This window comes from Actinophytocola sp. KF-1 (assembly GCF_054661535.1).
Window position 1 is genome coordinate 125,368 of the sequence record NZ_BAAFVK010000006.1, and the last position, 22,534, is coordinate 147,901.

23 protein-coding genes are annotated in these 22,534 nt (G+C 72.0%); 7 read left to right on the plus strand and 16 right to left on the minus strand.

From position 1 onward, the window contains the following. The first annotated feature begins 224 nt into the window (after positions 1-224). Positions 225-611, plus strand: a complete 387-nt coding sequence (locus tag ACYQ77_RS19320; protein WP_459713210.1) for an SCO5389 family protein — start codon at positions 225-227, stop codon at positions 609-611. A 47-nt stretch (positions 612-658) separates the two neighbouring features. On the opposite strand, the gene ACYQ77_RS19325 is transcribed toward ACYQ77_RS19320, so the two are convergent. Then, the gene (locus tag ACYQ77_RS19325; RefSeq protein ID WP_459713212.1) at positions 659-1,147 is read right to left on the minus strand and encodes an N-acetyltransferase family protein; all 489 of its coding nucleotides are present in this window, start codon (positions 1,145-1,147) and stop codon (positions 659-661) included. Between the two features lie 44 nt (positions 1,148-1,191). On the opposite strand from ACYQ77_RS19325, the gene coaA reads away from it, so the two are divergent. From coaA to ACYQ77_RS19340, 3 genes are read left to right on the plus strand one after another with little or no spacing between them, the layout of a single operon-like run. Then, positions 1,192-2,115: a type I pantothenate kinase gene (gene coaA / locus ACYQ77_RS19330; protein ID WP_459713955.1), complete on the plus strand. Its 924-nt coding sequence runs from the start codon at positions 1,192-1,194 to the stop codon at positions 2,113-2,115. A gap of 30 nt (positions 2,116-2,145) precedes the next feature. After that, entirely contained in the window at positions 2,146-2,886 is a 741-nt protein-coding gene (locus ACYQ77_RS19335; RefSeq protein WP_459713214.1) for a maleylpyruvate isomerase family mycothiol-dependent enzyme, read from the plus strand. A 9-nt stretch (positions 2,887-2,895) separates the two neighbouring features. After that, positions 2,896-3,528: a response regulator gene (locus tag ACYQ77_RS19340; protein ID WP_459713215.1), complete on the plus strand. Its 633-nt coding sequence runs from the start codon at positions 2,896-2,898 to the stop codon at positions 3,526-3,528. Here ACYQ77_RS19340 and ACYQ77_RS19345 read toward each other — a convergent pair whose 3' ends face one another. From ACYQ77_RS19345 to ACYQ77_RS19390, 10 genes are all read right to left on the minus strand, one after another. Further along, complete coding sequence (locus tag ACYQ77_RS19345; protein WP_459713217.1) at positions 3,529-3,891, minus strand: hypothetical protein; 363 nt, start codon at positions 3,889-3,891, stop codon at positions 3,529-3,531. Continuing rightward, positions 3,884-4,522: a class I SAM-dependent DNA methyltransferase gene (locus tag ACYQ77_RS19350; RefSeq protein WP_459713218.1), complete on the minus strand. Its 639-nt coding sequence runs from the start codon at positions 4,520-4,522 to the stop codon at positions 3,884-3,886. Before ACYQ77_RS19350 ends, ACYQ77_RS19345 begins: the two co-directional genes overlap by 8 nt. Before the next feature lie 61 nt (positions 4,523-4,583). Beyond that, positions 4,584-7,088 carry an FtsX-like permease family protein gene (locus ACYQ77_RS19355; protein WP_459713220.1) on the minus strand — a complete coding sequence of 835 codons (2,505 nt, stop codon included), beginning with the start codon at positions 7,086-7,088 and terminating at the stop codon, positions 4,584-4,586. Next, positions 7,088-7,837 (minus strand): ABC transporter ATP-binding protein, encoded by a 750-nt coding sequence (locus ACYQ77_RS19360; protein WP_459713222.1) that lies wholly within the window; start codon positions 7,835-7,837, stop codon positions 7,088-7,090. The genes ACYQ77_RS19355 and ACYQ77_RS19360 overlap by 1 nt, the downstream gene beginning before the upstream one ends. A gap of 94 nt (positions 7,838-7,931) precedes the next feature. Continuing rightward, positions 7,932-9,062, minus strand: coding sequence for a GAF domain-containing sensor histidine kinase (locus tag ACYQ77_RS19365; protein ID WP_459713224.1), 1,131 nt, complete (start codon positions 9,060-9,062; stop codon positions 7,932-7,934). Positions 9,063-9,069: 7 nt separating this feature from the next. Then, positions 9,070-12,804 carry an ATP-binding cassette domain-containing protein gene (locus ACYQ77_RS19370; RefSeq protein WP_459713226.1) on the minus strand — a complete coding sequence of 1,245 codons (3,735 nt, stop codon included), beginning with the start codon at positions 12,802-12,804 and terminating at the stop codon, positions 9,070-9,072. Then, on the minus strand, positions 12,801-13,775 hold the full coding sequence (cydB, locus tag ACYQ77_RS19375; RefSeq protein WP_459713228.1) for a cytochrome d ubiquinol oxidase subunit II: 975 nt from the start codon (positions 13,773-13,775) through the stop codon (positions 12,801-12,803). The genes ACYQ77_RS19370 and cydB overlap by 4 nt, the downstream gene beginning before the upstream one ends. A gap of 10 nt (positions 13,776-13,785) precedes the next feature. Beyond that, entirely contained in the window at positions 13,786-15,240 is a 1,455-nt protein-coding gene (locus ACYQ77_RS19380; RefSeq protein WP_459713229.1) for a cytochrome ubiquinol oxidase subunit I, read from the minus strand. A gap of 64 nt (positions 15,241-15,304) precedes the next feature. Continuing rightward, positions 15,305-15,976 (minus strand): DUF3558 domain-containing protein, encoded by a 672-nt coding sequence (locus ACYQ77_RS19385; RefSeq protein WP_459713231.1) that lies wholly within the window; start codon positions 15,974-15,976, stop codon positions 15,305-15,307. Then, entirely contained in the window at positions 15,942-16,349 is a 408-nt protein-coding gene (locus ACYQ77_RS19390) for a hypothetical protein (protein WP_459713233.1), read from the minus strand. Before ACYQ77_RS19390 ends, ACYQ77_RS19385 begins: the two co-directional genes overlap by 35 nt. 285 nt (positions 16,350-16,634) lie before the next feature. Here ACYQ77_RS19390 and ACYQ77_RS19395 point away from each other — a divergent pair, with 285 nt between their 5' ends. Further along, positions 16,635-17,234, plus strand: a complete 600-nt coding sequence (locus ACYQ77_RS19395; RefSeq protein WP_459713235.1) for a TMEM165/GDT1 family protein — start codon at positions 16,635-16,637, stop codon at positions 17,232-17,234. 116 nt (positions 17,235-17,350) lie between these two features. After that, a complete protein-coding gene (locus ACYQ77_RS19400; RefSeq protein ID WP_459713237.1) occupies positions 17,351-17,590 on the plus strand; it encodes a hypothetical protein in 240 nt (79 codons plus the stop codon). Between the two features lie 59 nt (positions 17,591-17,649). Here the strand turns inward: ACYQ77_RS19400 and ACYQ77_RS19405 are convergent, their stop codons facing one another. From ACYQ77_RS19405 to ACYQ77_RS19420, 4 genes are all read right to left on the minus strand, one after another. After that, the gene (locus ACYQ77_RS19405) at positions 17,650-18,354 is read right to left on the minus strand and encodes a GAF and ANTAR domain-containing protein (RefSeq protein WP_459713239.1); all 705 of its coding nucleotides are present in this window, start codon (positions 18,352-18,354) and stop codon (positions 17,650-17,652) included. Next, positions 18,351-19,223, minus strand: coding sequence for a GAF and ANTAR domain-containing protein (locus tag ACYQ77_RS19410; protein WP_459713240.1), 873 nt, complete (start codon positions 19,221-19,223; stop codon positions 18,351-18,353). Before ACYQ77_RS19410 ends, ACYQ77_RS19405 begins: the two co-directional genes overlap by 4 nt. A gap of 20 nt (positions 19,224-19,243) precedes the next feature. Further along, the gene (locus ACYQ77_RS19415) at positions 19,244-19,570 is read right to left on the minus strand and encodes a PAS domain S-box protein (RefSeq protein WP_459713242.1); all 327 of its coding nucleotides are present in this window, start codon (positions 19,568-19,570) and stop codon (positions 19,244-19,246) included. 243 nt (positions 19,571-19,813) lie between these two features. Then, complete coding sequence (locus ACYQ77_RS19420) at positions 19,814-20,443, minus strand: TetR/AcrR family transcriptional regulator (RefSeq protein ID WP_459713244.1); 630 nt, start codon at positions 20,441-20,443, stop codon at positions 19,814-19,816. A gap of 49 nt (positions 20,444-20,492) precedes the next feature. Here ACYQ77_RS19420 and ACYQ77_RS19425 point away from each other — a divergent pair, with 49 nt between their 5' ends. Further along, positions 20,493-21,353 (plus strand): oxygenase MpaB family protein, encoded by an 861-nt coding sequence (locus tag ACYQ77_RS19425; RefSeq protein ID WP_459713246.1) that lies wholly within the window; start codon positions 20,493-20,495, stop codon positions 21,351-21,353. A gap of 500 nt (positions 21,354-21,853) precedes the next feature. On the opposite strand, the gene ACYQ77_RS19430 is transcribed toward ACYQ77_RS19425, so the two are convergent. After that, positions 21,854-22,534 (minus strand): helix-turn-helix domain-containing protein, encoded by a 681-nt coding sequence (locus tag ACYQ77_RS19430; protein ID WP_459713247.1) that lies wholly within the window; start codon positions 22,532-22,534, stop codon positions 21,854-21,856.

Below are 22,534 nucleotides of genomic sequence, written 5' to 3' on the forward strand. Positions count from 1 at the left end.
CGGTGGGGAACGGCGGGCTGGACTGGGCGGACGTGTCGCGGGCGGCGCACGAGAGGCACGGCGGGGCCGCCGTGGAGTTGCACCGGCCGCTGCTCCGTCCTACCGGACACCGTGCCTGACGGTGACGAAATACGTGCCGCAAGTTCACACTTTGGGTGGCTCGCCAAAATCGGGCACTGCGGGTTAAGTGGGTGGCGACCGCAATTTCCCACCTAGGAGGTCGAATGTCGTTAACGGTGCCCGCCGACCTGTTGGAGAAAGCCCAGCAGGGCCCGGTGTCCGACGACGATTTCATCGCCTGCATCCGTGATTCGCTGCCCTACGCGTGGTCGGTCGTCACCGACGTGGCGGAGCGGCTCTCGGCCGGCGGCGGTCCCTTCGCCGACAACCAGAAGGAGCCGCCGGACGAGCAGTCCCGTGGTCAGCTCCTGCGCCTGGTCGGCAGCGACGCGATGCGCGCCGCGGTGGAGCGGCACTTCAACGTGCGCCTCGCGTTCCAGAACTGCCACCGGCTGGCGCTGTTCGACCCGGCCGCGCACGCCGCGTACGCGGAGTTCACGAGCCCGCGCGCGCAACTGCTGAACCAGAGTCCGGAATTGGTCAACTGCTGAGAAAGGGGAGCCCTCGCGGCTCCCTTTTCTCCGGTCGACTCATGCAGTTATTGCAATTCCATGGTCAGTTCGATTTCGTCGCGGATGGGAATGCCGTCGTTGCCGATCTCGGGGATTTCCGGTTTGCGCCTCCGCGCCTCCGCGACGGCGCCGACGTGCAGGGCGGTCAGCCGGAAGCCGGCGCGCTGGTAGAAGCGCAGCGCCCCGGTGTTGTCGTTGGTGGTGGTCAGGCGGATGGTCCGCACGCCCGCCCCTCGGCAGTGCTCGACGAGCTCGGCGAGCAGTGCCGCGCCGACGCCGCCGCCCGTGAACGCGTTGATGGTGACCAGCTCGGCGACCCCGTCGTGGACCAGGTACGTGAGCAGGCCCACCACCTCACCGTCTCGCTCGGCCAGCCAGCCGGGCAGCGCGGCCGCGTCGACGAGCCCGCCCAGCGACAGGGCCACGACCTCGGTGGCACCCCATTCGCGGACCAGGATCGGCGCCACGACAGCCCGGTCGGCCGGGGTGAGCGGCCGCAGCGTGTAGTGCGTCACAGTGCCCACAGTGCCAGGAACACCTAACGTTTGTTGACGTGGCGGTGAAGACCCGCGACCTCAGCCCCTACGTGGAGCTGCGGCGCGAGCAGTGGCGTGAGCTGAGGCGTGCCACCCCGCTGACCCTGACCCTCGACGAGCTGGTGCGCCTCCGCGGCCTCGGCGACCCCGTCGACCTGGACGAGGTCGTCGACGTCTACCTGCCGCTGTCCCGCCTGATCAGCCTGCGGGTGGCCGCGCACCAGCGGCTCTACGCCGACACCACGTCGTTCCTGGGCGAGCGGGCGCAGCGGGTGCCGTTCGTGATCGGGATCGCGGGCAGCGTGGCGGTCGGCAAGTCGACGACGTCCCGCCTGCTGCGCACGTTGCTGGCGCGCTGGCCGGACCACCCGCACGTGGACCTGGTCACGACCGACGGGTTCCTGTGGCCGAAGGCGGACCTGATCCGGCGCGGCATGATGAGCCGCAAGGGCTTCCCGGAGAGCTACGACCGGCGCAGCCTGCTGCGGTTCGTGTCGGACGTGAAGTCGGGGTCGCCCGAGGTGCACGCGCCCGTGTACTCGCACCTCGCGTACGACATCGTGCCCGGGGAGACGCAGGTGGTCCGCAAACCGGACATCCTGATCATCGAGGGCCTGAACGTGCTGCTGCCGGGCCAGGGGCTCACGGTCGCGGACCTGTTCGACTTCTCGATCTACGTGGACGCGCACACCGAGGACATCGCCCGCTGGTACGTGGAGCGGTTCCTCACGCTGCGGGACACGGCGTTCGCCGACCCGGACTCGCACTTCCACCACTACGCCGGGCTGAGCGACGACGAGGCCCGCGGCGAGGCCGCCCGCCTGTGGAAGACGATCAACGAGCCGAACCTGGTGCGGAACATCCTGCCGACGCGGCCGAGGGCGTCGCTGGTGCTGCGGAAGAACGCCGACCACCGGATCAGCCGCGTCAGGCTCCGCAAGCTCTGATTGTCGGTGGTCCGTGGTTGGGTGTCAGCCGTGGACAAGGACAGATTCCTGGAGTGCCTGGCGGCCGACTTCACGCGCCTGCGTGCGGTGGTCGAGGGTGCCCTGGACGCGCCGGTGCCGTCCTGCCCCGGCTGGACCGGCGCCGACCTCGCGCGGCACGTGGCCGAGGTGTACCTGCACAAGACGGAGACCATGCGGCGGGGCGCCTGGCCCGCGCCGTGGCCGCCGGAGTTACCGGACGTGCTGCCCGCGCTCGACGACGCCTACCGGGGGCTCGTGGCGGAGCTCACCGCGCGTGACGTCACCGACAAGGCCCTGACCTGGTACGCGCACGACCAGACCGTCGGGTTCTGGTTACGTCGCATGGCGCACGAGACCGTGATCCACCGGCTGGACGCGGAGCTGGCGGCAGGCGCCGAGCACGACCCGATCCCGGCCGACCTCGCGGTGGACGGCATCGACGAGCTGGTGGCGTGCTTCCTGGCGTACGCGTCGGAGGAGGACCCGGACGAGATCGCCGAGTACCTCGCCGACTGCGACGGGCGGACCGTGCAGATCGCGACCGAGGGCGCGGGCTGGCAGGTGCAGCTCGGGCCGGAGACGGTCACCGTCGAGCGCGGCGAGTCGGACGCGGAGGCCGCGGTCGTCGGGGACCCGGGCGCGGTGCTGCGGTGGGTGTGGCGGCGCGCGGGCGACGACGAGGTCCGCCTGAACGGCAACCGGTGGGCGATCGGGAAGCTCAGGGCACTGCTGGGGGCGGCGACGCAATAGTCTGGCGGCATGGCCGTGAGGGTGGCGCTCGTCGACGACCACGAGGTGGTGCGCCGTGGGCTGCGCGACCTGCTCGACGGCGAACCCGGCATCGAGGTGGTGGCCGAGGCCGGTGGCGTCGAGGAGGCGCTGGTGCGTGTCGGCGCGACGCTGCCGGACGTGGTGGTGGTCGACGTGCGGCTGCCGGACGGGGACGGTGTGGCGCTGTGCCGTGAGCTGCGGCAGCTCGACCCGCCGCCGCGCTGCCTGGTGCTGACCGCGTTCGACGACGAGCGGGCCCTGATGGAGGCGATCATGGCCGGCGCGTCCGGGTACCTGCTGAAGCAGGTGCGCGGGCAGGACCTGGTGGACGCGGTGCGCGAGGTGGCGGCGGGCCGGTCGCTGCTCGACCCGGTGACGACGGCCCGTGTGCTGGACCGCGTGCGCCGCGAGGCGGCGACCGACGACCTCGCGGCGCTGACCGAGCGGGAGCGCGCGGTGCTGGAGCTGATGGGTGAGGGCCTGTCGAACCGGGAGATCGCGGAGCGGCTGTTCCTGGCCGAGAAGACGGTCAAGAACTACGTGACGTCCGTGCTCGCGAAGCTCGGCATGGAGCGGCGCACGCAGGCGGTGGCGTGGTTCGCCCGCCGCCCGCAGCGTTGATCACCAGTCGCGCCACTTGTCCGTGATCTCGTTCCGGTCGATGCCCTGGCGGCCCGCGAGCGCGGCCACGTCGATGCCCGCCTCGACGAGCGTGGCGTCGATGTAGGCGCAGAGCAGCTCGCGTTCGTCGGTCTCGTACGCCGTCTCGTCGAACTCCTCGTTGACGGCGTTCAGCGCGAGCACCACGTTCTCGACGGCGGCGAGCACCTCCTCGTCGGACGGGTCGTCGAACTCGGCGACCTCGACCTCGAACTCGGTGAGCACCTCGTCGGTGCGGAGGATCATGGTCTCGGGGTACAGCTCGGCGTCGTCCGGGTTCTCCGCCACGTCCGCACGCCACACGTCGGTGGGTCTCTCAGCCATGCGCGAAGGCTAGAACGTAGGCCTGCGGGGTTTTCTCCGGGTACGGCCCGACCGTGTCGGGGGCGCGGAGGAGCCGTGCCCGGACGGTGAAGCCGCTGTCGCGCAACAGGTCCGCCATCGCCTCGGGGGTGCGGTGGTGGAAGGTCAGCGAGACCTCGTGGCCGCCCGCGTTCGTGCGGTGCTCGGCGCCGGTGCCGGACTGGAACGCCAGCTGCAGCAGGCCGCCCGGGCGCAGGACGCGGTGGAACTCGGCCAGCGCGGCGGGGAGGTGGGTGTCGGGGACGTGGATGGTCGAGTACCAGGCCACCACGCCGCCGAGGGTGTGGTCGTCGATCGGCAGCGCGGTCATGGCGGCTTCGGTGAACGTGAGGTGCGGGTGGCTGCGGCGGGCGGCGGCGAGCATGCCGGGTGACAGGTCCACTCCGGACACGTCGACGCCGAGGCCGGCCAGGTGGGCGGTGATGCGGCCGGTGCCGCAGCCGACGTCGGCGACGGGGCCGCGCACCAGTTCGGCGAACACCGCGAGCACGGCCCGGTCGAACGGCTTGGCGGCCAGTTCGTCGCGGATCCACTCGGCGTAGTCGTCGGCGGTGGCGTCGTAGGCACGCCGGGTCGCGTCGAGGAAGTCCACGTCGCACGGTAACGCGACTGCGGGCGGCCCCGGTGGGACCGCCCGCAGTGCTTCGGCCGCGTCAGGCGGGTGCGACAGCCGCCTCCGCCGGCCGGGTCCGCAGCCCTGCCCAGGTGGACAGGAGCGTGGCGCCGAAGGTGAGCAGCGCGGCCGCGCCGACGACGCCCAGGTAGACCCCGATCGGGCCGGTCGGCAGGATCGAGCCGTCCGTGACCAGGGTGAACGGCATGAGGGTCATGCCCGCGATCAGGGTGCCGAGCGCGACGCCGATGACCGTCGACATGCCTGCCTCGACCGTCATCATGCGCAGCACCTGGCCGCGGGTGGAGCCGGTGAGCCGCTGCAGCCCGAACTCGCGGCGGCGGGCGCCGGTGGACATGACCAGGCTGTTCACCACGGAGATCGCGGTGTAGGCGATGATCATGCCCGCCATCAGGTAGTTGATCCACGCGCCGAGTTCCTGGTCCTTCGCGTGGCCGGACAGGAGCGCGTCGCGGTCCACCAGCGACAGGCCGGGGTGGTCGCCCAGCACCGGCTCGAGCGCGGCCGTCACCGCGGCCGGGTCGTCGGTGCGGATCATGATCTGCTTCGGCAGACCGTCGGTGGTGTGCGCGGCCACCAGCGACGCGGGCATGAGCAGCGTCTCGAAGCCCTCCCGCGCCGGATACAGCGCGACGATCTCCACCGGCACCTCGGCACGGTCACCCATGAGCACGGTGATCGTGTCGCCGACGCCCTTGCCCAGGTCGGCGGCGTGCGCTTCCGGCAGCACGACCGTGTCGCCGGTCAGGTCGGCGAGCGTGCCCGCGCTGGGCCGGACCGCGGTGGTCTCGGCGGCCGTCCCGCCGGTGACGCCCTGGACGGACCAGCCGTCCTCGGACAGCGACGAGTCGTACGGCTTCGCCACGAACACCGTGCTGGTGGCGAACTCCGACGCGGCCGTCACGCCCGGCACGGCGCTGACCTCGTCGAGCACGCCGGACGGGATGCCGGTCGGCGACGTCACCACGAGGTCGGCCCGCAGGTTGTCGGCGAACGCCTCGTTGGCGACCGCGACGGTCGTGGTCTGCAGGTAGATGTTGGCGGTGGCGATGCCGGTGGCCAGCATGATCGGCGTGACGACGGCCGCGACCCGCACCGAGCGGGTCTTCGTCGACAGCGTCGCCAGGTAACCCGCGGTGCCCGCGAAGGCACGCACCGGCCAGCGCAGGACCGCCAGCAACACCTTCGTGACACCCGGCGACACCAGCGCGAGCGCGATGGCCCACAGCATCACCGACGGGCCCGCGGTGCTGGCCGCGATGGGTCCGGTCATGACCGCGACGGTCACGATGAACAGCGCGATCCCGCCGCCGAACGCGAGCACCGCCAGCACGACCCGCACCCACGACAGCCACTTCCGCTGGATCGCGGCGTCCGCGAGCGCCTCGGTCGGACGGGTCTTCGCCGCCTTGCGGCCGGCGATGAGCGCGCCGAAGAACGACCCGATCAGCACCGCGCCGGACGCGACGACCATCGGGATCCACCCGGACGAGTGAGTCATGGCCGTGGGCACGATCCCGTTGTCCGCGAGCCGCTCGAACAGCCATTCGCCGAACACGCCGCCGAGCAGCAGGCCGAGCCCGGCCGCGAACACCGCCATGAACAGCGCCTCGCCGATCACCATGCGCCGCAGCTGGCCCGGCGTGGTGCCGACCGCCCGCAGGAGCGCGAGCTCGCGCTGCCGCTGCTGGATGGACAGGCCCAGCGTCGTGGACACCACGAACAGCATGACCATGGTAGCGAGCCCGCCGAACACCGCGGACAGCACGATCAGGTTCTCGCTGGCCTTCTCGGAGCCCGCGAACTCGGCGAACCCGCGGTCCTCCCCGGACAGCAGCGTCGCGTTCCGGCCGGGGAGCAGCGTGCCGATGCCGTCGGCGACCGCGGCCATGTCGGCGCCGGGCGCGGTGAGCACGCCGATCAGGTCGACGGTGCCGGGGTGACCGGCGAGCCGGGTGACCTGGTCGTCGGCGAAGTACACGGCCTGCCCGGGCACCAGGCCCGACACCGTGAACGTCTCCGCGCTCCCCCGCACGACCAGTTCGACCCGCTCGCCGACCGCCGCGCCCGCCCCCTGGCCGAGCACGACCTCACCCGTCGCGGGCGCCTCCCCCGACACGAGCGACACCGGTGTCAGCGCCGCTGACGCCCATCCGTACCCGTCGGTCCGCTGCCCGCCGGCCAGCACCGGCACCGACGTCTCCCCCACCGCGGTCGCCACCCCCGGCACCCGCGACACCTCGTCGACCAGGTCGTCGGACAGCCGCACGCGTTCCGGCAGGTACGCGGCGTCGCTGTCCTCCTCCGGGTCGGCGGGGTTCTCCTTCGGCAGCGCCCACGTCTGGCTGCCGGTCACCACGAACGGCGCGGCCGCCAGCCGCTGCGCCGGGATGTCGCCCCGGATGCCCGTCTCCATCAGCCCGGCGCAGGCGAGGACCAGCACGGCGCCGAACGTCATCGCGAGGAACGTCGCGACGAACGCGCCCTTGCGGAACCGCAGCGTCCGCAACGCGATCCGCAGCATCACCGCACCCCCGCGGGCTGCTCGCCCCACGCGCCGAGGTGGGTCATGCGCTCGGCGACGGCCTCGGCGGTCGGGCGGTGCAGTTCGCCGACGAGCCTGCCGTCGGCGAGGAACACGACCCGGTCGGCGTAGGCCGCGGCGACCGGGTCGTGGGTCACCATGACGACCGTCTGACCGGCCTGGTCGACGGACGCGCGCAGCAGGTTCAGCACCTCGCGTGCGGTGCGGGTGTCGAGGGCGCCGGTCGGCTCGTCGGCGAACATGACGGCCGGGCGGGTGATCAGTGCGCGGGCGATCGCGACGCGCTGCTGCTGGCCGCCGGACAGCTCGCCGGGCAGGTGCTTGCGGCGCTCACCGAGGCCGACCTGCTGGAGCACCCGGTCGACGGCCTCGCCCTTGATCCGCTTGCCCGCGAGGCGCAGCGGCAGCGTCACGTTGTCCTGCACGGAGAACGCGGGCAGCAGGTTGAAGGCCTGGAAGACGAACCCGACGCGGTCGCGGCGCAGCTTGGTCAGCTCGACCTCGGAGAGCTTCGACAGCTCCTCGTCCTCGAGCAGCACGGAGCCGCTGGTCGGGCGGTCGAGCCCGGCGGCGCAGTGCAGGAAGGTGCTCTTGCCGGACCCGGACGGGCCCATGACGGCCGTGAACGTGGCCTTGGGGAAGCCGATGGTGACGCCGTCGAGGGCGGTCACCGCGTTGCGGCGGCCGCCGTAGGTCTTCCGCACTTCGGTGAGTCGCACCACGTCCATGGTGTTCTCCTTCTCTTGTCGCACAAGAGAAGCCTGGCGGTCGCGCGGGCCGGGATCACTGGTGCGGCCCGGCGGATGCGGGGTGGGGGTAGCCCTACCCCAGCGGCACGGTCCAGGTCACGGTCGTGCCCTTGGGCGAGGAGCGGATGTCGGAGCGGCCGCCCGCCTGCCGGGCGCGTTCCTCGAGGTGCTTGAGGCCGCGGTGGGTGACGCCCTCGGGGATGCCGCACCCGTCGTCGGCGACGACGAGCCGCAGCACGTCGTCGCGTCCGATGTGGACACGCACGTGGTGCGCGCCGGAGTGGCGGACCACATTGGACAGCGTCTCGCGCAGCGCGGCCCTGGCGTGGTCGGCGAGCGCGGCGGGCACGTCGGCGAGGTCGCCGTCGATCTCCAGGACGGGCTGGAACCCGAGCAGCTCACCGGCGATCGCGACCTCGGTGCGTGCCGACTCGGCGAGGTCGGTCGCGCGTTCCTCGGGGTCGGGGTTGCGCAGCGCGCGGACCACGGCACGAACGTCCGCGATGGACGCGTCGAGCTGGTCGATGGCGTCGGCGAGCCGCTGCGCGTCCTTGCGGACGAGCTTGCCCGCGGGGCGGCGGGCGAGCAGGTCGAGCTGCATGCCGGCGGCGTAGAGGCGCTGGACGAGCACGTCGTGCAGGTCGCGGGCGATGCGTTCGCGCTCCTGGTAGAGGGTGAGGCGGGCGCGGGCGTTGGCGCCTTCGGCGAGCACGAGCACGAGCCCGGCCTGCGCGGCGAACGCGGTGAGCATCTCGACGGCGCTCTCGGCGAACGGCCGCGCGCCGCGGTTGCGGTAGACGGTGAGCGCGCCGAGCCGCCGCTGCTCGGTGCCGAACGGCGCGGCCGCGAACGGCCCGAAGTGCCGCAGCTCGCGGGGCACGAACGGGGCGGTGCGCGGGTCGGCGGCCACGTCGTCGACCACGGTCGCCACACCGCTGCGTGCCGTGCGGGCGGCGGAGCTGCGCGGCGAGAGGACGAGCCCGACGGGGTCGGTGAAGGTGGGGCCGGGGCTGCCGTGCGCGGCCTCGACGGTGAGCGCGCCGTCCGCGCCGCGGGTCATGACCAGGCCGAGGTCGGCCTCGGCCAGCTCGGCGGCGTGACGCACGACGAGGCGCAGCACCGCGTCCGGGTCCTCGCCGGACAGTGCCGCCGTCGCGATCTCCGTGGAGGCGCCGAGCGCCTGCGCGGCCAGTGCGGGTTCCATACGCACGTCAGGCTAGTTCCAACACGGCGTCGGCGGCGGCCGCCTCCTCGGGCCGGTGGGTGACGTGCACGACGGTGCGGCCCTTGAGGTTGGCGAGCACCCGGGCGGCGGTCGGCGCGTCGAGGTGAGCGGTCGGCTCGTCGAGCAGGAGCAGCTCCGCGTCGGCGAGGAGCGCCCGCGCGAGCGCGATCCGCTGCGCCTCACCCCCGGAGGCGGTGGTGGGGTCGTCGTCGAGGCGGTCCACCCAGCCGGGCAGCTCAGCCTGACGAAGCGCCTCGCGGAGACGGTCGTCGGTCGCGTGCGGATCGGCGATCTTCAGGTTCTCGCGGAGCGTGGTCGCGACGAGGTGCGGCTCCTGCGGCACCCAGGCGGTGGTCGGCAGGTTCGCGGTGCCGCGCTCGGCGGGCAGCAGGCCGGCCATGAAGGCGACCAGTGTCGACTTGCCGACCCCCGACGGCCCGACGACGGCGAGGTGCGCGCCGGGCTGGAGGTCGAGGTCCACGCCGCGGAGGGTGGGCGCGGCGGCACCCGGCCACCGGACATCCACACCCCGCAAGGCAACGACCCGGTTTTGTCGGTCCTCGGCGCTAGGCTGGAACCCGGGGGGTCCCCCGGATGCGTGAATGGGACTCTCATTCGGACTCGTCGTCGTCGACGCTTTCCCGCCACCCGCGCTAGCCGGTAGCGTGGAAATCAGGGGACCCCCGCACGCGCCAATGGGACTCTCGCTCGCACTCGCTGTCACCGATCCTTCCCCGCCACCCACACTCCCCGGTAGCGTGGAAATCAGGGGACCCCCGCACGCGCCAATGGGACTCTCATTCGCACTCGCCTCCGCCGACACTTCCCCAACGCCCGCACTCGCCGGTAGCGTGGAAATCAGGGGACCCCCAGGCGCGCCAATGGGACTCTCATTCGGGCTCGTCGCTGTCGACGCTTCCCCGCCACCCGCGCTCGCCGGTAGCGTGGAATCCAGGGGATCCCCGGACGCGCCAATGGGACTCTCATTCGCACTCGCCTCCGCCGATGCTTCCCCGACGCTCGGGCTCTCCGGTAGCGTGGAAATCAGGGGACCCCCGGACGCGGCAATGGGACTCTCGTTCGGGCTCGTCGTTGTCGGCGCTTTTCCGGCGCTCGTGCTTGTCGGTAGTGTGGAAATCAGGGGGTCCCCGGGCGTGGCAATGGGACTTTCGTTCGGGTTCGTTCTCGTCGGGGCTTTTTCGTTGGTCGCGATCTTCGGTAGCGTGGAAATCGGGGGGCTCCCGGCCGGGCGAGTGGGACTCTCGTTCGGGTTTGTCCGGTGGGGGTGTTGACGGGCGGCGGTTGTCGCGTCGTTCTGTCGCGGGGTGTCGTCGGGCTGGGGTTCGGCGGGCCCAGGGCTGTGCTCGGCCAGTGAGGCGCGCAGTGGGGCCACGTGCTGGACGGCCGTCGGCAGTGGGGTGAGGGTCTCCGCAAGGGCCAGCGGGACCAGGGCCAGTACCGGCACCAGCAGCGGGTCCACCCCGCTCGCCAGTCCCAGCGACACCACGCTCGCCAGGCCCAGGCACAGGGTGATCAGCGCCGTCGCCGCGCCTGCGCTCAGTGCCTGGCGCCGGGCCTCGCGGGCCAGTGCCGCGTCCTCCCTCGCCACCTCCGCCCGGTGCTCGACGTGCTTGCCGAACGCGATCAGGTCCGGGGCCGCCTCCAGCAACCCCAGCACCCGGTCCGCGACCCGGCGGCGGCCCTCCGCCAGCGCGCGGGTCGCGTGCCGGTCGACCGCGAGCGCGAGGGCCGGTGCACCCAGGCCGGCCGCCGCGACCGCGATGGCCAGCGCGAGGCCCGCCGCCGGCAGGATCGCCGACTGCACGGCCACGGCCGCCACGCACACGACCGCCGCCACCATCGGTGGCAGCAGCACCCGGGGGGTCAGGTCCCGGACGGTGTCCACGTCCGTGGTGAGCCGCCGGTAGTCCGCCGTCCGCCACAGCCGCACCCTGCGCTCCGCCGCCATCCGGAACGCCGCGTCGTGGGTGACCAGGCGTTCCGCGTACCGCAGGCCCGCCCGCGCGAGGCCGAACGCGCGCACCCCCACGACGGCCACGCCCAGCAGCAGGATCGGCGGCTGTGTCGCGGCCTTCGCGATCAGCCACGCCGACGTCGCCGTCAACGCCACTCCTGCCAGCAACGCTGCCGCGCCCAGTGCCGCGCCCGCCAGCAGCCTCGGCGTGACCAGCGTGCGCAGCGGGACCCGCCGGGTCACCTCCCGGGTCACCGAGTTCGCGGCGCGGACCGGGGCGGGTTCCGCCGCACCGGAGGCCGCGCGGTGGCTCGCGATCACCACGGCCGCGCCCGACGCCGCGATCGCCGAGTGGATCCGCGCCGCGTTGGCCGGGTCCTGGTGCGCGGTCGGTTCGTCGAGCAGGAGCACGTCCGCGCCGCGCCGCAGTGCTCGCGCGACCGCCACCCGCTGCCGTTCCCCTGTGGACAGTTCCGCGATCCGGCGGTCGAGGACGTGCGTCAGGTTCAGCTGTTCCGCCAGGTCACCGACCTCATCACGCACGGTTCCGCCCGCGAACCGCGGTGTCTGCGGCACCCACGCCACACGGCGGCGCCACGCCTCGATGTCCACTTCGGACAATTCCCGTCCGCCGACGCGGATCGAGCCGGACGTCGGTGCCACGAAGCCGAGGATGGCCGCGAACGTCGTCGACTTGCCCGACGCGCTCGGCGTGTCCAGGTGCACGACCTCCCCCGGCCGCGCCGTGAACGTCACCCCGTCCGGGGCGAAGCCGTCGCGCCTGCGCACCCGCAGGTCGGTCACCGTCAACGCACCGACCGGCGCGGCGGTGCCGAACTCCCGCGGCTCCGGCAGCTCCGCGATCTCCCGCACGGCCTGCATGCCCGCCTCGCTCGCGTGGTGCGCCGCGCCCGCCTGCCGCAGCGGCAGGTAGCACTCCGGCGCCAGGACCAGCACGAACAGCCCCACCGCGAGCGACAGGTCGCCGCTGATCAACCGCAGCCCGATCAGCACGGCCACCAGCGCGACCGACAGCGTCGCCACCAGTTCCAGCACCAGCGCGGACGCGAACGCCACCCGCAACGTCGCCATCGTCGAGCGGCGCTGCGACTCCGACAGCCGCCGGATCGTCGCCGCCTGCGCGTCGACGCGGCGGAACGCGGTCAGCACCGGCCGTGCCCGCACCAGCTCACGCAGGTGGTGCGCCACGCGTTGTTCCGTCGCCGACGCCTCGGCGACGCGGTCCTTCGTGCGCAGCCCGACCAGCGCCGCGAACAACGGCACGAGCGGCAGCGTCAGACCCACGACCAGCGCCGACACCCAGTCCGCTGCCAGCAGCACCGCGCCGACGCCCAGCGGCAGGACCGCCGCGTTCACCAGCGCGGGCAGGTACACGGTGAAGTAGTCGTCGAGCGCGTCGAGTCCCCGGGTCGCGAGCACGGTCAGCGCCGACCCGCGTGGCACCGTCCACTCCGGACCCAGTGCGAGCGCCCGATCGAGCAGCCGGGCCCGCAGCTCCTCCTTCGCGCCCGCCGCCGCACGGGCCGCGACCACCTGCGTCACCCACACGAGCAGCGCCCTGGCCACGACCGCGCCCGCCAGCACGGCGAGCCCGCCACCACCGGTGATCACCGACGCCAGCGCCCACGCCTGCACCACCAGCGCGACGCCGCTCAGCCCGGCGAGCACCGCGCAGCCGACGAGCGCACGCCGTGCCGCACGGGAAAGCCTGGTCAGCGGCGTCATGCCGTCACCCGCTTGCGGAACACCCAGTACGTCCAGCCCTGGTAGACCAGCACGGCGGGCGCGCCGAACCCGGCGACCCACGTCATCACCGTCAGCGTGTACGGGCTGGACGCGGCGTCGGCGATGCTCAGCGAGTACGCGGGATCCACAGTGGACGGCAACACGTTCGGGTACAGCGCACCGAACAACGCCAGTACCCCCGCACCCAGCGCCACACCCAGCGCGGCGAACGCCCGTCCCTCACGGCCCGCGTCCAGGAACAGCCACGCGCACACCGCCGCGACCAGCACCGCGAACACGGCGAGCCACGTCCACTCCGCGCCTGCCCGCAGCTGCACCATGACGGCGAGCGCCATCAGCGGTGTCACCGCGACGGGCAGCAACCCGAGCGCCAGCCTGCGGGCGCGGTGCCGCAGCGGGCCGTCGGTCTTGAGCGCGACGAACACCGCGCCGTGCACCAGCGCGAACCCGGTCAGCGCGAGCGCGCCGAGTGCCGTGTCCCACCGCAGCGCGGCGAACGGCGAGCCGACGCGGTTGCCGTTCTCGTCGAGCGGCAGGCCGAGCACGTTCCACGACAGCACGAGTCCGACACCGAGCGTGGCGAGCAGCGAGCCGCCGGTGATCACCGCGTCCCACACGGCACGCCAACGGTCGGTGTCGACCTTGCCGCGCCACTCGAGCGCGACGCCGCGGCCGATGAGCGCCAGCAGCAACAGCAGCATCGGCAGGTAGCCGGCGCTGAAGAGGCCCGCGTACCAGCCGGGGAACGCGGCGAACGTGGCGCCCGCGGCGACGATCAGCCAGACCTCGTTGCCGTCCCAGACGGGGCCGATCGTCGTGAGCATCGCGCGCCGGTCCCGTTCGGTGCGGCCGAGCAGGCGCAGCAGCATGCCGACGCCGAAGTCGAACCCCTCCAGGAACAGGTAGCCGAACCACAGCACGGCGATCGCGACGAACCAGAAGGTCTCCACCGCACGCTCCTCAGTACGCGAAGGTCAGGTTGTCGTCGGACTTCTTCCCGGGCTCGGGTTCCTCGATCCCCGCCCGCACGTAGCGGCGCATCAGCACGACCTCCACCACGGCGAGCACGCCGTAGGTGAGCGTCAGCGCGATCAGCGACGCCAGCACCTCGCCGACGGTCAGCCCGGACACCGCCCGCGCGGTGAACATCCACACACCGTCCACACCGGACGGGTTGGGCGCCACGACGAACGGCTGGCGGCCCATCTCCGTGAAGATCCACCCGAAGCTGTTGGCGACGAACGGGAGCGCGATGCTCGCGAGCGCCAGGCGCGGGAACCAGCGGGTCGTCGGCACCCGGCCCTTTCTCGTGAACCACAGCACGGCCAGGCCCGCCGCGGTCCCGATGGCGCCGAGGCCGATCATGAGCCGGAAGCTCCAGTACGTCACCGGCAGGTTCGGCACGTAGTCGATCGGCTGGCCGGACAGCTCGCCGAGCCGGGGGTCGACCGGGTAGTGCGTGCCGTACTTCTCCTGGTACTGCGTGATGAGGTCCTCGACACCGGTCACCTTGGCGTCGAAATCGCCGTGCGCCAAGAAGGACAGCAGCGCGGGCACGGTGATCGACTTGACGTTCTCGCAGTCCGGTTCGGACACGTCGCCGATCGCGAAGACCGAGAACCCGGCGGGTTGTTCGGTGTGGCACAGGGCTTCCGCCGACGCCATCTTCATCGGCTGCTGCTCGAACATCAGCTTCGACTGCAGGTCACCGCTGATCGCGAGACCGGCGAACGCGACGACACCGACCCACGCGCCGAGCCGCACCGACGCCCGCCACGTGCCCTCGTCCTTGCGGGAGCGCCACAACCGCCACGCGCCGATGCCGACGAGGAAGGTCGCCGCGACCGCGAAGGCGCCGAAGATCGCGTGCGGGAACGCGGCGAGCACGGTCGAGTTGGTGAGCACCGCCCAGATCGACGTGAGCCGGGGCCGCCCGTCGACCATCTCGATGCCGACCGGGTGCTGCATCCACGAGTTGGCGGCGAGGATGAAGTACGCCGAGGCGACCGTGGCCAGCGAGAACGCCCACACGCATGCGAGGTGGACGCGCTTGGGCAGCCGGTCCCAGCCGAACATCCACAGCCCGAGGAACGTCGACTCGACGAAGAACGCGACGAGCCCCTCCATGGCGAGCGGCGCGCCGAACACGTCCCCGACGAAGCGCGAGTACTCGCTCCACGCCATCCCGAACTGGAACTCCTGGACGATCCCGGTCACCACCCCCATGGCGAAGTTGATCATCAGGAGCTTGCCCCAGAACTTCGTCATGGCCAGGTAGCGCGGGTTGCCGGTGCGCACCCACGCCGTCTGCATGCCGGCGACGAGCAGCGAGAGCCCGATCGTCAGCGGCACCATCAGGAAGTGGTAGACGGTCGTGATGCCGAACTGCCACCGGGCGAGATCGAGTACTTCCACGCCTGCCACAGTGCCTGGTGAGGGGCTTGTCGCGGCAGGTCTCCCGGTCCTGTCCGGCCGGGACCTAGGTCCCGGCCTTCATCGTCTCCAGCGCCATCCCGGCCACCTGCACGGCCGCATCACAGGGATCCCTCTTGCCCACGTTCGCGTCGGACAGCTGGACCGGCACCTCGAAGGTGACCTCGTCGGACACACCCACGACCACGGTGCACCGCCCGGCGTCCCGGTCGTCGACGACATCGTTGGCGACCGCGGGGTAGCCCTCGATCGGCGGCAGCTCGGTGAAGTAGGCGAACTCGCCGTTGTCGTTGGCCTGGTATTCCGCGCTGAGCCCCTGCGTGTTCCCGTCCAGGAAGTGGACCTCGGTGTCGGCACGCGTGTCCGGGTTCCGCCACTGGCAGGCCTCGCCGAGGGGCCTGTCGACCGGTTCGCCGCTGGGCGGCAGGTTGAGCCGCCGCGTCTGGTCAGCGGTGAGCGCTTGGCAGGGGTCCTGCTGGAAGCGGTCCGTCTCGAGTGGATCATCCACCTCGGGAGCCCCGGCGAACGGCAGCTCTTCGTCGCCGGCGGACGGCACCGAATCGGTGGTGCTCTCGACAACCGTGGTGGCGGGGTTCGGATCGCCCTGGCGCGTCGTCGTGCAACCGGCGAGAACGACTGCCGACAGGACGACCAGCGTGGCGAGGCGGCTGGTCTTCATGCCTTTACAGCCCTGGCTGAGGACCGCTGTCGGCGGCATCGTTGAGATCGATGACCACCTGCTCCTCAGTGCCGAGATAGTCATTCAGCGCGTCCTGAAACAACTGAGCCTGCTCCAAACAGTAGTCCCGATTGTGCTGAAGGTACGACAGATAAGCCTTGCCGGATTCGTTGGCCTTGCCGGTGAAGGTCGTGCTGGCGAAGTCGTCCGCGGGCGACGAGATCAGCGCCATCGGACGAGCGTTTCTCAGCGAGTCGTTGTAGCTCTGGGCGAGTTCTCGCCAGTTCTTGATGATCTGGCGCAAAGTGGCTTCGTCGTAGCTGAACTGGCCGCCCGTGACCGTGCCGGTGGTCTCGCCGGTTTGGATTCCGCCCAGAAGTGCCTGGATGCGGTCCTGGTCCCCCTGACCCATCGCCCCTCCTCGCCACACTCGGTGATCGAGCATACGGGAGTCGTGTTCGTCACCGGGTGGGTTCGGGGGGTCTCGGGGTTCGGTACACTGGGGGTGCCAGAGGGGAGTAGTTCCCGCGGCGGGCCTTGTGCCTGCCCGGCGAGCGCATCGACATACTGACCCGTTTCGGGTCCGGTGCCTCACCCGCTTCGTGCGGGCGAACGAGACCTCCGGCCGGGTAGAAGCATGCCCGGCCGGAGTCATGCTGCCTCCGTCCGGGCCCGACGCGGAGGGAATTCCGTCCACATGGGCCACTGGCTCCTCGCTTTCGTCTCGGCGTACGGCGCCGTTTTCCTGCTCGAGCTGCCGGACAAGACCACGGCGCTGACGCTCGTGCTGTCCAGCCGCTTCCGCAGCAGGCCCGTTCTCGTGGGGGCCGGGCTGGCGTTCGCGCTGCAGGCGGTCATCGCGGTTGCTCTGGGTAGTGCGATCACGCTGCTGCCGGACCGGGTGGTGGCGGCGGCGATCGCGGTGTTGTTCGGGGTCGGGGCGTTCCTGCTGTGGCGGGAGAGCCGCGAGGGCCATACCGACGAGACCGACGCCGCCGGGCCGGTGAACCGGGACGCGACGACGTTCGTGCGGGCGGCGATGATCTCGTTCGGCACGCTGTTCCTCACCGAGTGGGGGGACGCGTCGCAGGTCACGGCCATCGGCGTCGCCGCGCGGTACGCAACGCCGGTGGCTGTCGGGCTTGGCACGTTCCTGGCGTTGATGAGTGTCACGATCCTTGCGCTGCTGGTGGGCAGGAAGCTGCGGGCGAAGGTGCCCGCGCACGTCATCCAGCGCGGCGCGGCGGTCGTCTTCGCCGTGTTCGCGGTCGTCGCGTTGTGGCAGGCGGTCCTCTGACCTGTGTCGACCGTTTGGCGGATACACAGCGTGTCCGCGGCGGAGTTACAGTGCGAACGTCTTGAAATTGCCGCCCAGGACCCGGCGCGCTTCACCAGACCCCGTCGAGGGACCGCATGGGCTGGGACGATCACGAGGCGGGCGACGTGCTCGTCGTCCAGGCCGGGTTGATCAGCGAACGACTCGCGCGTGCCGCTCTCGACATGAATGTCGCGCTCAGTGACACCGACGGGCACGCGCGGGCCCGTCTCGAACAGGCCATCACCGGGCTCGACCAGGCCATCCGGGACATCCGGCTGCTGGCCGCGGGCCAGCTGCGCCTGGGGGCGGGAGGTGCCGGCCGGCGACCGGGGTAACTCACCACGCCACCCCGAGGACGAACCGAGCACGTCCACGTCGCCGGCCGGCGACCCCGTCACTCCTTGCGGGGCAGCCTCAGCACGCCCTTGACCACGTCCTGCGCCACCTCGCGCAGCTTCGTGCCGGTGCTGCGCGAGTGGTTGCGCAGCAGCGTGAACGCCTCGTCGACGGTGATGGACTCCCGTTCGGCGAGCATGCCCTTGGCCTGCTCGATCACGACCCTGCTGTCGAGCGCGCCCTGCAGCTGCGCGGCACGTGCCGCCAGCTCCCGGCTGCGGTGCGCGGTCACCCCCAACGACATCGTGTTCGCCAGGCCCCTGCTGAGCTCGTCGCCGTCGGTGGACATGGCGCCGGGGGTGTCCATGTACAGGGTCAGCGCGCCGACCACGTCGTCGCACAGCACGCACGGCAGCCCGACCGCGGCGGCGACGCCCGCGTCCAGCGCGACCGGGGCGAACCGGGGCCACCGCAGCTTGGCCGCGGTCAGGTCGGTGCACTCCACCCGCGCACCGGTCCGGAGCACGTCGATGCCGGGGCCCTGCTCGTAGACCAGCTCGAACCGGGTGAGCAGCTCGGCCGTCTCCTCGGACGCGGCCTCCATCGCGGGCACGCCGTCCAGGTCGAGCGCCAGCAGCGCGGTGGCCCGCACGTCGAGCAGTTCGGCGCACATCACGGTCAGTCGTTGCCGCTGGGCGGGCCCGTCCAGCCCGCCGACGAGGATCTCGGTGAGGTCCACTAACCCCCGACTGCTCTCGTTCATCTGTCCAATCTCAGCCCGCTGTGCACGACCTCGGCCGCGATCGCGGCGAGTGGTTCGTCCGTCGTGAACGCCCGCGCCCGCAGGACGATCAGCGCGTCGTCGGCGCGGCAGCCGAGTTGTTCGGCGACCATGCCGCTGGCCTGGTGCACGACGGCGTGGTCCTCGCCGCCGTCGAGCAGCGGGAGGTCGAGTGGATCGCCGCTCTCCGGCACGAGGAGGGACGAGTAGACCAGCGCGTCGGCGACCGTGGCCAGCGCCGCCGCCGCGCGTTCCGGCTCGGCGGGCGGGTCGAACACGGTCAGCACGCCGAGGCAGTTGGTGCTCGTCCGCAGCGGTGCCGCCGCGACGGCCCGCACGCCGAGCCCGGTCACGGCGGACGCGAAGCGCGGCCACCGCGACGTCAACGCCGCCTCGTCGACCGTCACCGCGGCACCGGCCTTGGTGACGTCGTGCACCGGGCCCTCACCGAGGGTGAACTCCGCCTCCTGCGCGGCGACGGCGACCTCGTCGGACCCCACGTTCACGGCCTGTTCCCGGTTGCCGAAGACGAGGCTGACCCCGACGTGCTCGACACCGAGTGCGGTGGCAACGGCGGACATGAAGCGCGGCATCGCGGACCGGCCGCTCCAGGTCGACAGGCGCGCGGCGTGGTAGGCGTGCATCCGCGCGGCGGCCATGTGCCTGCGCTCGATCGCGCGGTGCATCTCGGCCATGTCGAGGTGCAGGGCTCGCAGCTCGGGATTCGCTTGCGCCGCAAGGAGTTCGTGCCGCCGCGCGATCTCGCGGGCACGTAGGGCGCGGGTCCGCTCACGGGCGGCGCGCTGACCGGCCGTGGTGATACCGGGCTCTCCGGTGTGCTGCTCAGGCACCCGCCACAGGGTACTCCGCTTCAGCCTTGATCGAGCGACTCCATCAACCGGACCACACCGCCTCCGTCGCTGTTCAGCGGCGTGCAGGTGACCGCACAGGGGAACGAGCGCCCGCGCCGGTCGACCGCCGCCAGCTCGACCGGGCCCATCCGGCGCCCTTCAGTGTGGCACCGGCGGACCAGCTCGCGGAGGCCGCCTGCCGGCAGCCCGAAGTCGAGCGTGAAGAAGTCCGCGCTGTCGGCCTCCGCGGCGCGCAGTCCCCACAGTTCCTCGGCGCCGCGGTTCCAGCTGCGCACCCGCAGGTCCGCGTCCAGCACCACGACGCAGGCCGCGATGCTCGACAACACGCCCTCGAGGAACGTGCGCGCCTCGCTCGAGCTCGTTGGCGCGGCTCCGCATCTCCTCGTTCACCGTCTCCAGTTCCTCGTTGCCGGACTGGAGTTCCTCGTTGGTGGACCCACCATCGCGTTCGGCGCGTGTCCAGCGCGAGGTCGCGGATCTGCCGCTGCCGGTCGGTGTTCTCCGGCGTCACGCCACGACGTCGTACGCGCGGCTGCCGGTGTGCACGGAGGCAGCCGTGCGGCAGGGGTTCAGCCCCGTTGGCGGCGCAGCGCCGCCGCCAGGTCCTCGGTCGTGCGGACCATGGCGACGAGGAAGTCGACGAGGTGCTCACGGGTGATGTCCAGTTCACCGCGCAGCCACGAGGCGAACAGTTCGAGCGTGCCGTGGACGAGCGTCAGCGCGGCCAGTTCGCGGTCCTGTTCCGGCGGGGCCTGCGTGCCGAGCATCGCGGCGCCCTGGTCGGCGACCACGCGTGCCATCGCGCGGATGGACGTCTGGCGCGCGGCGCGCAGTTCCTCGGTGGCCTGCGACTGGACGAGTACGTGACCGCGGCGCGGGTCCTCGGTGAAGAAGTCGACGAGGGCCACGATCACCGCGCGGACCCGCACGTCGGGGTCGGGTTTGGTGTCCGCGATCGCCTGGTCGACGACCGCGAACGCGTGGGCGGTCACCTGTTCGCGGACGGCGAGCAGCAGCGCGGCCGGGTCGCGGAAGCTCTCGTAGAAGTACCGGTCGTTGAGCTTGGCGCGGCCACAGACCCCGCGCACGGTGACGCGTTCCCAGCCGCCCTCGGCGAGCAGGTCGAGCGCGGCCTCGCACAAGGCGGCGCGGCGCTTGGCCTTTCGCTCGCCGGGGCTGGCGCCACCGTAGGTCTTCATGCGAACCTACATTATCTGGTGACGTCCTTCACCAGAAGGGAGCGGGCTCATGCGGCAACCGATCGGCCCGGACACGCGGCTGTGGGACGAGACCGGGCTCGTCACGTTCTCCCTGACCACGGGCGCGGCGTTCGCGTTGCAGGTGATGCACCCGGCGGTCGGCGCCGTCGTCGGCGAGCACTCGGTGTTCCGCACGGACGCGATCGGGCGCGCGCAGCGGTCGATCGCGTCGGTGATGACGTGGGTGTACGGCGGCGAGGAGGCACTGCGCGAGGGCGACCGCCTCCGCGCGCTGCACGCCCCGTTGAAGTCCACTGTGGACGGCAAGACGTACACGGCGCTCGCGTCCGGCCCGTGGGCGTGGATCATCCTGACCGCGCCCTACGCGTACACGACCGCGGCCCGGTACTTCTCGAAACGGCCGCTGACCAGGGCCGAGGAGGAGGCGTACTACGCGGAGATCGTGCAGCTGGCGCGGAACCTGCACGTGGCGGAGAAGGAGATCCCGCCGACCTACGACGCGTACCTCAAGTACTTCGCCGACATGGTCGACGAGACCCTGGTCGCCCACCCGACCGCGTACGACTTCCTCGAGTCGACACGCCACACCCCACCGCCGGTCGACATGCCCGCCGCCCTACGCCCACTGTGGCGCCTCGCGATGGACATACCGGGCCGCGTGCAGCACTTCGTCACGGTCGGCACCCTGCCCGCCGCGGCCCGCGAGAAACTGGGCCTGCCGTGGACACCCCGCGACGAACGCGTCCTGCGGCTGCTGGGGTCCGTGATCGGCCGCGTGGTGCCACTGCTGCCGGAACGGTTCCGGTACTTCCCCATCGCGTACGAGGCGCGAAAGGTCGAACGCGCACAGCGCGCACTACGCCGAGCGCTCGAACACCGCCCGATATGACCAGGACGCGGTGACGCACACAAACAGCTGCCCAAGCCCCCGAACGGGCGCAAGCCCCCACAACACCAAGGGCCTGCTGCCTGCCATCCCGTCGACCTGGCGAAGCCCGATCACACCGGGTCAAGGGGCCCGGATGCCCAAACCAACCCCGTGCCCAAGCCTCCCGGGCCCCTTGACGCGGTGTGATAGCCCTCCGGGAGGTCGACGGGATGGCAGGCACACCCCGGACACCAGTCCTTGCCAACCCAGCCCCGTGCCCGACCCGCCGCCATCCCGGAGACCAGCCCGTCCGGCGAGGACCCCCCGGAGGGAAAAACCCAGGCAAGGCCAACCACAAAGCGCAGACGCAAGGCGCTGACCTGCGAAAACGCCCCACCCAGTACGTACGTGAACCCCCACCCATTCCCGGGGGCCACCCGCCATGCCAGTCTACAGGTACCCACCGACAGGGGGACAGAAGTCGATCTTGGCTGTGGACAACCACCCCACCTGTGGACAACTCAGCGGAGCGCGGCCGCCACCGAGGACGCGGCCGCCAGCACCTTTGGTCCCACGACGTCGCTGTCCAGCGGCTCGAAGCTGACCACGCCCACGCTCGCCCGCAACCCCGGCACCCCGCGCACCGGGGCCGCGATCCCGGACGCCCCCGACTGCAGCTCCCCCGTCGTGGCCAGCCACCCCGGGTCCTCGGACCGCAGCCCGATCGCCTTCCCCGCGGCGCCCCGCGACAACGGGTGCCGCGTGCCCACCCGGTAAGCCACGTGGTACGTCGTCCACGACGGCTCTATCACCGCGATCGCCTGGGCCTCCTCGCCGTCCGCGACCGTCAGGTGTGCCGTCGCGCCCACCGACTCCGCCAGTTCCCGCAGCGCGGGCAGGGCGGCGAGCCGCAGCTGCGGGGTCACGCTCGCCGCCAGCCGCAGCAGGCCCAGTCCCAGCCGCACCTTCGAACCGTCGCGCCGCACGAGCCCGCGTTCCTGCAGCGGCACCAGCAGGCGGTAGACCGCGGCCCGGGACGCGCCGATGGCCGTGGCCAGGTCGCTGATCGTCGGGGCTTCCGACTCCGAGTCCGCCACCGCCTGCAACAGGGCCAGGCCACGTTCGAGCGTCAGCGAGCTCTCCCGCCCGGTCCCGGCCGGCGGGCGGGCCGCTGGCTGGATCGGGCGGATCGGGCGGGCCAC